Origin of the sequence: Billgrantia gudaonensis, from assembly GCF_900100195.1 — a bacterium.
In the GTDB taxonomy this organism is placed as follows: Bacteria; Pseudomonadota; Gammaproteobacteria; order Pseudomonadales; family Halomonadaceae; genus Halomonas; species Halomonas gudaonensis.
In genome coordinates, this window is the sequence record NZ_FNES01000031.1 from 1 (window position 1) to 10,839 (window position 10,839).

Here is a 10,839-nt window from a genome sequence, read left to right on the forward strand (position 1 = left end):
GCCAGGTAGAGGCTGGGCGGCACCACCCGGAACAGCGCTTCCAGGCGCCCTGACAGCACCACCCCCTCGGTGTACTTCTTCGAGACCTTGGTGGCGGAGGCCATCAGCTTGCGCTGAGTGGCAGTGAGCTCCTTGAAGCGGCTGACCTGTTCGATCTCGTCCGGGGGCATGTAGAGGCACAGCCAGAACTCGATCATGTTGAGCAGCTTGCGGGCCGCGTCCGGGAAGTCCTCGAGGTTCTGGGTGGCCATCCAGATCCAGTGGGAGAGCTTGCGGCCCATCTTGCCCACCTTGACCAGGTAGGGGCTGAGCAGCGGGTTGACGGTGAGCAGGTGGCACTCGTCGATGACCTGGACGATGGGCCGCCCGCTGTACTGGTCGCGCTCGGCCAGGTTGGTGATCATGTTGGTCACGCTGATCACCGCCAGGGCGAGCTGGGCCTCGTAGCCCTCCCGGGCGAAGTGGGCCAGGTCGATGATGGTCACGTCGCACTCGGGCCAGGCGGTGCCGGGGCGGTTGAACACCTCGCCGTCGAAGCCGTCGCAGAACAGCCCCATGGCCTCGCCCATGTCATAAGCACGGCGCTGCCGCTCCTCGGGGATCTCCGTGTCACGTGAGATCGCATAGAGCGCCTCGCGCACGTCCTGGGTCATGCAGTCGCGGGCCTCTTCCCGGCAGCGCTCCGCCGCCCGGTAGATGGCGTCGCGCACCATGCGCCGGTCGGCGCGGCGAAACTCCCGCTCCTCCTTGGGGTCGCCGCCGGTAATCATCAGCCGGGCGGTGATCTCCATCTCGCCCAGCAGGTCGCGCTCCTCGTCGGGCTGCTCCTCTTCTTCCTCCACGGGCGCCTCCTCGAAAGGATTGGCGTCCTCGGCGTCTCGGGCCAGGCGCCTCTCCTCCACCTCGTTCTCCAGCAGCCGCGTGGCCGCCGCGAACGGCGGCAGCCTGGCCCCGCAGCCCGGCGACAGCTTGACCTGATTGACACTCATCCCCTTGCGCTCGAAATACTGGCCCAGCAGCCCGAAGCTGTTGCCCACCTCGATGATGAAGAGCCGCGGGCGATGCATGGCCATGACCTGGCTCAGCACGCCATTGAGGGTGGCCGACTTGCCGGCCCCGGTGGGGCCGAACACCAGCATGTGGGCGTTGGCCGAGCGGTCCTTGAGGTTCAGCGGGTCGAAGCTGAAGGTCTCGCCGCCGCGGTTGAAGAAGGTCATGCCGGGGTGGCCGGTCCCGCGGCCGCGCCCAAACACCGGCGCCAGGTTGGCTAGGTGGTGAACGTAATTGAACTGGGTGTACCAGCGGTTCTTGCGATCCTGCTCCGGGTCGAAGTTCATCGGCAGCCAGCGCAGGTAGGTGTTCAGGCCGGCGACCTCATCCTCAGGGTCCACCGGCGAGAGGTTGACCTGCAGCAGCTGGGTGGCCAGCTCCATGCTGCGCTGCTGAAGATCCTGTTCGTCCTCGCCCATCAGGGTGAAGGCGAGGGTGCTCTGGTAGAGCTTGTGGTTCTGGCCCAGGTAGCGGCGGGCGGTCTCGCAGTCTTCGCGGACCTGGCGTGCCAGCACGCTGTCACCCACCGCCTTATGGTGCAGTCGGTTGATATGGTCCTCCAGGGGCTCTTGAGGCGTAGCGACGATGGTCAGCACCGCCTCGGTGCCCTCGGGTAACTTGTCCATCAGCGCATTGCTCGCCTGCCCATCGGAGCGGCGCACCTCGCCGGTGAGATGGCCGACCACCGGCGCCCGGCGCATCTCCTCCACCACCACGCAGCACTGGGGCAGCCCATCGAACCACCAGAGCCCCGTCTCGACGTCGCCGCGGGGCGAGTTGAAGAGCATTCCCTCGGCCAGGTCGTAGTTCCAGGCCACGGCAGCGGCATCCTCGGGGTAGTCGCACAAGGCATAGAAGCGCGCCGGGTCATCGGGGGCAAGACGCGGCCGCGGATTGAAGCGCGGCAATAACCAGCGGTGAAAGGCGCGGCCGTCGTATCGCTCCAGACGCAGGCCCGCGCCGTGCAGCGCGGCGGCCAGCCTGCCGTAGACCTGATTGGCGGCCTGCTCGGGGGAGAGCCCTCGCTGACGTTCCCCGGCCTTGCGCTTCTTGCCGATCCAGCGGTAGAGCACCAGGCGCGTGCGACGGGTCTGGCCCCGCCAGCGGGTCTGGGTCACGCCGTCATCCTGGAACAGCCCACCCGGTTTGGAGATCGCCTTGAGGTGGGCGCCCATGCTCGCCAGCCAGTCCTGGGTGAACTCGGTCTCACGCGCCCGGGGCCGCACATAGTCGCGCATACGCTCCAGGTCGGGGCGGGCGTCGACTTCATCTTTGACGAAGAGCTGCACCACCCAGGGGTGCTGCTCATACTCCGGCAGGCTGTCCTGAAAGGCGGCCTCGATCTGGTCGCGAATCGCCTCCAGAGACTCCGGAGCGCGGCCCTCGGTGGCGATAGGGAAGACCTCGGCCACTACCCCCACCGAAACCCCATCCTCGAGCAGAAAGCAGCCCGACTCGGGTAGGAACTCCACCCAGGGCAGGTAGTTGCTGAAGGACGGCGCCCGACGGAAGTGCGAGCGTAGCTCGGCCACGGAGGGCGCCTTGCCCCTGGGCAGAGCCAAAGGCCGCCCCTGGATATCATGTCTCAGGGCAGCGAGGGCATCTGGCTCGATCGACTGGGCTTCAGGGTCTCGCGCATAAGGCGGCGCCGATAGCAGCTCATCCAGCCCCTGTCCTTGGTCGTCATCATCGGCATTGGCACTCCCGAAGAGTCGATTCATCAGCGCATCGAACTGAGACATCAGAGAGCCCTCCCATCGACCCAGTCCGCAGTGGCTCGCGCACTCTCACCGGGCATGGCGTACTGAACGCGTTGATATAGGGGGAACACCGTCGAGTAGCCGGGTACCGGCACTTGCTCCGTACCTGCCAGGTGGGGAAAGACGTACATCACCAGGTCCGGGTTGGGCAGGCGGCGGAACTGGCTGTAGATCTCGTTGCCCACATCGCGGCTGTAGCGCAGGTGCTCCGTTACCATGTCGTCACTCTTCAGCGGCCGGCGCAGCTCGCTGCGCACATCCAGCAGGCGGCGCTCACCGGTACTTTGGCCGGCCTGGTTCTGCCAGATCTCCATCATGGTGGTGTCACCCACCGGCATCAGCTCTTCCTGAGAGGTCGCACACCCGGTCATCGTCAGGCTCGTGAACAAGACCGCCATCGACATGGTGGCGCTACGGCAGATCGAGATTGGCCGCACTCGAGCGGTCATATCGCACCCTCCTTCCTTGGGTTTCATAGTCGATGGGCAGCTCACGCTCGATATGGATGGCGACCGGCTGACCCGGGGGAACATAGACAGCATCGAAGGTCTGGCCGAAGCGCTCCTGCACCCACTGGCGCACGTCGGACACGCCGCCAGCCAGGGCCTGGCTGGCGGCATAGCGACCCGAGTCACCAGTCAGGCCGCTGACCACTCCACCGCTGTCCACACTGGTGGTGACTTCGTTCATCGCCATGGCATCGGCACCGGCCTCGGCGGCGCCAAGGATGAAGCTGGTCAGCAGGAACTGCTGAGCATTGGTCTTGCGATCCCCGGGGATGCAGGGCAAGCCCCGCGGGTCTGAGAGCCAGCCGAGGGTGGTGCGGCCCGAGCCGTCTCCCGAGTTGACGTCATCGGGAGCCGGCAGGGTGCGCACGGTTCCATCCTCGAAGACGAAGGTCATCGAGTTGACCTGGCCACGCACGCAGGAGAGCGTCCAATCACCGGTGGCGGTGCCGCTGACGATGGCACTCTCCACCTCAGGCAGGGTGACGCCGTTGGCGGTAAGGTTCTCGCGGCCGATCACCACCTTGAACGGATAGGGGTCGTTGACGGTGCCATCGATGGGCACCCTGCCCAGTAGCGCCGTCATGGCCACCGAGCCCATCAGTGTGGAGTTCTCTGGCAGCGTATAGACGGGCTCCACGCTGGATTCATCGGGACGTCCGGTCACCCGGCTCTCTACCGCACTCGAAGTGCTCCGGGCCGCCTCGCCCAGTTCATCGGCGGCCTCACGGAAGCCGGTCGGGAAGGTAGTCTCGCCGCGCCCACGCTCATCCTCTTGGGCGTCCAGGGGCTCGACCCAGGTCAGCGCATGCTCCGCGCCAGGGCCCGAGTAGGATGTCCCATCAGGGCCATCACCTCCCTCAAGGCCCAGGCCAATGGGCAGGTCATCATCACGTTGCCCATCCACCTGGCGGCGCAGCTGATCCAGCTGACGCTGCAAGGTCCCCAGCATGGAGCTGTCCGGCTTGGACCGCGCGATCTCCTGACGTAGACGTTCGCGCTCACGGCGCAGTGCTTCATCAATGACACCGTCCACATCCTGGTGGCGGCTCATCAGCTGCTCGTTCTGGTCACGCAGCGCCTGGGTTTCGGCCTGAGCCTGCTCCAGATCGCGACGCATGGCCTGCACGTGGCCCACCAGGGTGGCTACGGTGTCCCGCGGGGTATCCCCCTCGATGCCCAGCGCCTGCAGCTCGTCATCGGTCAGGCTTAGCGTCGGGTCAGTCTCGGCTGTCCCAGAATCCGTGCCGGCATTATCGCTGCTCAGGCCACGCACCAGAATCAGCAGCACGATCACCAACAGCCCAGGCACCAGAATCTTCAGCAGGGTGTTGCTACGCAGCGTCATGAGGCCCCCTCCTCGGCATCATCCGCCTCTTCCAGGGGAATCAGCGCCCTGTCCAGACCACCGCGGCGGGTAACCAGGAATACCGTGGTGGTGTCCTCCACGGAGCCCCGCGGGGCCAGGTAGGGGTGCATGAAGGTCGCAGAGTAAAAGTCTCCCTGCAGCCAGCGCGGGTCGAGCTCGAAGGCACGCCGCCGATCGTTGTTCTCGAGCTTCACCGCGGTGACCATCCAGCCATCGAGCCGCCAGGCGCCCAGGGGCGTGGCGGTCACCGGCAGTGACGGCAGCAGGGTACTCAGCGACTCGGGCAGCCGCATGGGGACGCGAGAGACGCCGCGCAGGGGCTCGATGGTGCGCTGCGGCGCATAGAGGGACTGGGCGGCATGCCGGGTCAGTAGCACCGGTACAGGCGTGGTGGACGCGCGCTGTGCAGCAGTGCCTGACGCTTGAGCCGACGATGGCGGGGTCGATACTGTCTTCGCCCCGCCGCTGCCCGAGGAAGAGCTAGCCGGGGATGACTCTCGGCTATCCACCACCAGGATCTCCTCGCTACTAACGCCCTCCCCGGCCGACAGGTCCAGCAGCAGCACATCCCCGCTCTCCACGTCTTGCACGCGAACACGCTGGGTCTCGAAGGTCTCGAAGGCCTTCAGGTAGAGTACGCCCCCGGCGCTCTGTACGCGCAGTACCTCGGGATTGGCCAATGCCGGTGGCAGGCCCACGCGAACGTTGCGGTCCAGGGTGACAATCCGCTCCTCATCCACCGGCAGCGGTATCGCCAGCGGTCGACGTTCCCAGTGCATGACCTCCACCGCCAGCGCCTCACCGGCGAACACGGCGGTGACCAACCAGGCCAGCATCACACGCTTCATGAGGAGCCTCCTTGCTTCTCTGCATCTGGTACCGACAGCCGCTGTGGAATGCCATCGAAGCAGTCCACCTGCAGGCCCCAGGGGTTGCGCTGAGGGTCTACGTCGGCCCTCACCACCCGCAGCGGGTAGCGAATGAACAGATCGCGAACCGGCGTGCCGGCGTACTGTTCGTCGATGGCCATATCCAGGGTAACCACCCAAGCATCACGACTAAGGATCTCCACGGAATCGGCGCGATAACCTCGCCCGGGAATTTCGTAGATGCCGCGTACCCGGCCGGAAAGCTCCTGGCGGCGATCGCGGTCCTCGTAGTCCTTGGCCAAGTAGCGCTGACAGGAGGGGGTAAGAAAGGGTGAATAGGCCCTCAGGTTGCGGCGGTAATCGGCTTGACCATCCGCGGGCCAGCGATTGATCTGCTGCCAGACGTAAAACCCGAAGGCATAGACGCTCGACGGGTCGACCTCCCACCAGGCGCGGGTGCTGCCGGAGCGCAGGTCGGGCGGGTTGTGGATGGTCAGGTTCTCCGGGGCCGACTTCCAGCCCCACCACAGGCCGGCGCTCAGCAGGGCCAGCACCACGATGACCAGGCGCAGGGTGGTGATATGGGCATCCCGGGCGCTCAGGGCGTGACGAAAGCGACTCATGGTCGTCCTCCCGGCTGGTAGCGCATCCGCCGCCGCGAGTAGGGGCCGGAGCGGGTGATCAGGGTCTCGCCGCCCCACAGGCGTATCCCCTGCCGGGCCAGGCGGAACTGAAGGCTGCGATAGAGCCAGGAGGCGGGACGGCCGCGACGCAGCCGCCGCATGACGGCGCCACCGACGTAGAGCGCCATGCCGGCACAGGCGAAGGCCACGGTCGGCACCATGGCGATGGCTCCCAGCAGCCAGGCACCGATCGCGCCCGGAAGCAAGCCCGCGGCTACTCCGCCCAGAGCCATCATCCCAACCTCGTGCCCGGTCATGCCCCGAAACACCACCGGTGCGGCATTCAGACGGGTCGGCAGAAAGTCGAGACGATTGACCATCAGAGGATCTCCGCGGCCTTGGTCGCCAGCCAGATGATGGCCACGATCAGCACTACCCCCACGACGACCACTACGCCGAACTTCGACCACTCCCCGCGAACCCGTGCCTCGTTGAAGGTGGCGATGGATGCGATGGCGACGATGATGAATGCCACCGTGGCCAGGATGAGACCGCCAAGGGCGCCGAAATCGTAGAGGTAGTTCTGCAGCGTCTCGATCAGACCACCGCCTTCACCACGTGAGGGTGCCTCCATGGTGGGCAGCCCCTGCCCCATGGCCTGCGGCACTAGCCCCACCGCTGCCAAGGCGGCGAGTCCCCGTGTACGAGTACGAGAGAAGAGTGAACGCACGGTAGTCATAACGAGCTCCTTCTTGAGTAACGAATTGCTGAACGACGCAGGGTTCGAGGCCGGTGACCTCATAGGAAAATCCAGAACATCACCACGACCAGAAAGACGGCGCGCAGCGCGGCAAAGCCGAAGTCATCGCCGCTGACGCGCCCCTTGGCGTAGCCTCGATAGGAGGAGATGGCGCTCCAACACGCCCAGAGCAGCACCACGGTGCAGCCCACCCCGGCAATAAGGACTCCCAGGGGTGGCGCCTCGAAGCCGGCACCGGCGGCGAAGGCCTCCATTAGCGCAACTCCCGCAGGTAGTCCCCGGCGAGGGGCACCGGCTGGCGGGGCGGCAATCGAGGCGGTTCGAGTACGTCATCGATGCCCTTGTCCACGGCTTGGATATCCCGGCGCAGGCGCGGCACATCCAGGAAGACACGAGTGGTCTCAGGGTCGAACTCCCCAACGCGGCTCTCGAGCCGATCCACAATGCGCTGGATCTGGGCCAGCTGATCCTGGATCAGGGCCAGGTCCTGGCGGGCGATCTCATCGCGCACGCCGTCGTGGTCGTTGGCATAGACGGAGTAGGTAGCGCCGAACTGAGCGGTCAGCAGCGTCAGAAGCAGGGGCGACAGGGCCCGTGGCAAGCGGCGAAACGTCATGGCAAGACAGTCCATCCGTTGGCTGGCATTGTCCTCATCCTGTCGCCCGCCAGGGTGCAGCGCAGCAGGAAACCATAAGCGCCGCACACGACGTTTATCTTCGCCTGCTCAATACCCTAGGCACGCAAGCAGCGGAGCCCGCACCGGCTCCGGACGATAGCGGCGAGGCCGCGGAAGGCCTGCGATGTGGAGTTTCAGAGGTACTTCTTGAAGCTTCCCGTGGCGATGCTGACCAGCAAGCCAAATAGGGCCGCGCAGGGCAGCAGGAAGGCGTTGGGATGAATAGCGAAGGGCACGCTCAGGTAGAACAGCCAGCCCACCACGAAGACCGGCGTGATGGCCCGCTTGGCATGGTGGTAGATGAAAGCGGACTCGCGCCCCGCACCGAAGCGGCGCAGGTCGCGTCGCACCAAGCCGTCGACGAAACCAACCAGGGCCGCCAGAGCAAAGAGCGGCGAGGTCAGCAGCAGAATGACCACACGGGTCAGGGTCATCAGCGTGACGTAGAGCGCCGCCTGCACGTAGACATGCAGGGTGCCGAGCCAACCCCCGTGATGGGCGCTGTTCTCAAGCCAGTCCGCTATCCCGCTCCTCACGAACAGCCACTCGTGGGCGCTGGTGACGGCTCGGGTCGCCAGGGCGACCGGGTCCGAGACCAGCAGCGAGCGCGTGAAGTGGGTATCCAGTCGGGCCACTTCGGTTTCCAGGGTCTCCAGCGCATGCTGGGCCCCGGGCTGGCTCCACCACTGCCAGTGGATTCCCGCCCACTCGACCAGCACCGACATCAGCAGCGACACGACCAGCACCGCCATAATCTGAAATGGAAGCCCGAACAGCGTGGAGAACCAGCCGCGTCGAGTTTCCTGGGCACGTTCCGCCGTGGCCATCTCAGTGCACCCTGACTGGCGTCAGCGAGCAGAGCAGCGACCAGCGGCGATCGTGGTAGTGCAGGATCAGCCGCCCCTCATGAGGGTGCTCACCCTGCTCCCATACTGGCGAAAGCCCCTTGCGATAGGCGTGCTGGGTCAGTTCGACGCGGTCGATCCCGATGACCACGTAGTCGAGTAGCCCGAACAGGGCCTGAGGCAGCTCACTCAGGGAGCCGCTCTCCAGGGCAACACTGGAGACTATGGCGGTTGCCGCGGTATCAGGCGTCATGGGCGTTGTCTCGATGTTCATCACGGTTCTCCATCTCTTGGGCCAGCAGCCACTCGTTGAGCAGCTGATCCTCAGCCTCCTCCCCCTGCCGGCGCGCCTTGGCCTCGTCTTTGTCCCGCGCCTCCGCTCGAGCTTCTGCCCGCGCAGGCGGCGGCTCCTGGGCATCGCGGGCCCGCATCGGGAGTTCAGCCCCTAGCTCGCCCAGCTCCAGGTTCACCGGCGGTGGCATCACCGCGGTCCACCACTGCTCGCCGGTGGTGTAGTCGCGCTTCATGCGCTCGGCGAGCTCGGCGATGCTGCCGGGGATGTCCTCGTGCCTGTCGGGCAGCGGCAAGGGCATGCGCACCTTCCAGAGCTGGCCGCCCTCGAGCAGGGCGAAGGCCTGCCCCTTGGGCAGCGAGACCACGTCCGCCGGCTCGATCATCGGCACCTGTACGGTGCTGATGCGGTCGCCGCCGGAGCTGGTGAAGTCGATGTCGTTGGCAATGTCGCTGGAGTCGGAGGCCATGCTGACCAGCATGCGGGTGGCCACGTTGACCTGGCGCAGCTGTCGGGTCAGCAGCTCGGCGGTCTTCTCCTCGCGTACCCGCAGCATCACCAGGTTGTTGAAGTTGCCGACCACCTGACCGGCCTTGGCGGCGTTGCCGATGCGCGCCTCGATGTCGGAGAGGGTCTGGGTATAGGCGGTGATCTGGATGCCGGCGCCGCCCCCCTTGTTGATGAGCGGGATGAACTCGTCGCCCATCAGCTCGTTGAACTCGTCGCAGTGCAGGTTGATCGGCACCTTGCCCATGCGCTTGCCGTTCACAGCCGGCAGGCCGTCATCGATGCCGTGCTTGTAGATATGGCCGGCCACCGAGACCAGGTCGGCGAACATCGAATTGCCCACCGCCTGGGCCACCTCGAAATCAGACATGGCATCCAGGCCCACGTAGACGATGCCGCGTTTGCGGATGATCTGCTGCCAGTCGATGATCGGCCGGGGGTCTTCGATATCGTCGTAGTCCGGCGAGAGCAACTCGGCGATGCGCCCGGTGGTCAGTTTCTCCAGCAGCGGCAGAAGGCTCGCCACGATCTTGTCGAAGTAGGTCTTGTCGTAGCGCACGGCGCTGCGCAGCCCCTCGAGCACGGCATCCACCACCTTGATCTGCTGCAGATACTGCTCGATGGCCACCACCCGCTTGTCGCGCCCCTGAAACTGGCGGGGGATGTTCTTGTCGTTGAGCTTGCCCTCGATGGTGGTGATGCGCTCCCAGGCATGCTGGTCGTGGCGCGTCAGGGTCTGCTGGGCGTACTCGATCATCAGGCCATCGATGTTCACCACATCCGAGAGGATCTGATCGTAGGTGGGGCGCTGCCCCAGTGCATGACGGGCCCGTGCCACGATATTGACGAAGCGCCAGGCGAACTCGCGGAAGGCGGCGCTGTTGCCCTCCCCGGAGAGCTGGCCGGCAAGCCGGGTGGCCACTTCCGAGATGCGCCCGAAGCGGCCCACGGCGTTGTAGCGCGCCGAGATATCCGGCCAGCCCAGATGAAAGACGTAGAAGGCGTCGCCGCGGCCCGCCCGCTGTGCCTCGGCATACATACGGATCATCAGGTCGGCATCGCCCTTGGGGTCGAAGGCGATCACCACGTCACCGCGATGAATGTCCTGAGTGATCAGGATCTCGGCGAGCCGGGTCTTGCCAACCCGGGTGGTGCCCTCCACCAGGGTGTGACCCACCCGCTCCCCGAGGGGCAAGTAGACATCGCGCTCCTTCCACTCCACGGCATGAAGTGCTGCCATGCCGCCCACCGGCGGCAGCGGGCGCACCGGATTCCAGGGCACATCCGCGGCGAACAGCTTCACCAGCGGCCGACCGGCAGTATGGCGCTCCAGCCGGTTCTCCAGCTCACGGGCCAGGCGGTAGGCCGGCCCCGGGCGCAGATAGCGCTGCACGTGGGGCTGCTGGCTCTCATGCAGCCGCTGGGTGTGGCGCGCCTCCCACTTGAAGCCCTTGCCCATCCACAGCAGCCGCTGGCTAACCGGAATCTGCCGGCTGCGCAGCGCGAAGCGCGGCAGGCGCTTCATGTTGCGACGGTAGCGCAGCACCATCCAGGCCTGCCGAGCCCGCCACAGCCCGAAGGC

12 protein-coding genes are annotated in these 10,839 nt (G+C 66.0%); all 12 read right to left on the reverse strand.

Annotation, left to right across the window (positions count from 1 at the left end):
* A partial coding sequence (locus BLP96_RS19425) for a conjugative transfer ATPase (protein WP_089689186.1) occupies positions 1 to 2,792 on the reverse strand: 2,792 nt, incomplete at its 3' end.
* Positions 2,792 to 3,259, reverse strand: coding sequence for a TIGR03751 family conjugal transfer lipoprotein (locus BLP96_RS19430; protein ID WP_479688549.1), 468 nt, complete (start codon positions 3,257 to 3,259; stop codon positions 2,792 to 2,794). The genes BLP96_RS19425 and BLP96_RS19430, both read right to left, overlap by 1 nt.
* Entirely contained in the window at positions 3,222 to 4,664 is a 1,443-nt protein-coding gene (locus BLP96_RS19435; protein ID WP_089689187.1) for a TIGR03752 family integrating conjugative element protein, read from the reverse strand. Before BLP96_RS19435 ends, BLP96_RS19430 begins: the two co-directional genes overlap by 38 nt.
* A complete protein-coding gene (locus tag BLP96_RS19440; protein WP_089689188.1) occupies positions 4,661 to 5,533 on the reverse strand; it encodes a TIGR03749 family integrating conjugative element protein in 873 nt (290 codons plus the stop codon). The genes BLP96_RS19435 and BLP96_RS19440 overlap by 4 nt, the downstream gene beginning before the upstream one ends.
* Positions 5,530 to 6,177: a PFL_4703 family integrating conjugative element protein gene (locus BLP96_RS19445; RefSeq protein WP_089689189.1), complete on the reverse strand. Its 648-nt coding sequence runs from the start codon at positions 6,175 to 6,177 to the stop codon at positions 5,530 to 5,532. Before BLP96_RS19445 ends, BLP96_RS19440 begins: the two co-directional genes overlap by 4 nt.
* Complete coding sequence (locus tag BLP96_RS19450) at positions 6,174 to 6,557, reverse strand: TIGR03750 family conjugal transfer protein (protein ID WP_089689190.1); 384 nt, start codon at positions 6,555 to 6,557, stop codon at positions 6,174 to 6,176. The genes BLP96_RS19445 and BLP96_RS19450 overlap by 4 nt, the downstream gene beginning before the upstream one ends.
* Entirely contained in the window at positions 6,557 to 6,916 is a 360-nt protein-coding gene (locus BLP96_RS19455) for a TIGR03745 family integrating conjugative element membrane protein (RefSeq protein ID WP_089689191.1), read from the reverse strand. Before BLP96_RS19455 ends, BLP96_RS19450 begins: the two co-directional genes overlap by 1 nt.
* Before the next feature lie 59 nt (positions 6,917 to 6,975).
* Positions 6,976 to 7,191: a TIGR03758 family integrating conjugative element protein gene (locus BLP96_RS19460; RefSeq protein WP_023005028.1), complete on the reverse strand. Its 216-nt coding sequence runs from the start codon at positions 7,189 to 7,191 to the stop codon at positions 6,976 to 6,978.
* Positions 7,191 to 7,553: an integrative conjugative element protein, RAQPRD family gene (locus BLP96_RS19465; RefSeq protein ID WP_089689192.1), complete on the reverse strand. Its 363-nt coding sequence runs from the start codon at positions 7,551 to 7,553 to the stop codon at positions 7,191 to 7,193. The genes BLP96_RS19460 and BLP96_RS19465 overlap by 1 nt, the downstream gene beginning before the upstream one ends.
* A gap of 194 nt (positions 7,554 to 7,747) precedes the next feature.
* Positions 7,748 to 8,440, reverse strand: a complete 693-nt coding sequence (locus tag BLP96_RS19470; protein WP_089689193.1) for a TIGR03747 family integrating conjugative element membrane protein — start codon at positions 8,438 to 8,440, stop codon at positions 7,748 to 7,750.
* A gap of 1 nt (position 8,441) precedes the next feature.
* Positions 8,442 to 8,732 carry a hypothetical protein gene (locus BLP96_RS19475; protein ID WP_089689194.1) on the reverse strand — a complete coding sequence of 97 codons (291 nt, stop codon included), beginning with the start codon at positions 8,730 to 8,732 and terminating at the stop codon, positions 8,442 to 8,444.
* The coding region (gene traD / locus BLP96_RS19480; RefSeq protein WP_143005155.1) for a type IV conjugative transfer system coupling protein TraD at positions 8,701 to 10,839 on the reverse strand (2,139 nt) is incomplete at its 5' end. The genes traD and BLP96_RS19475, both read right to left, overlap by 32 nt.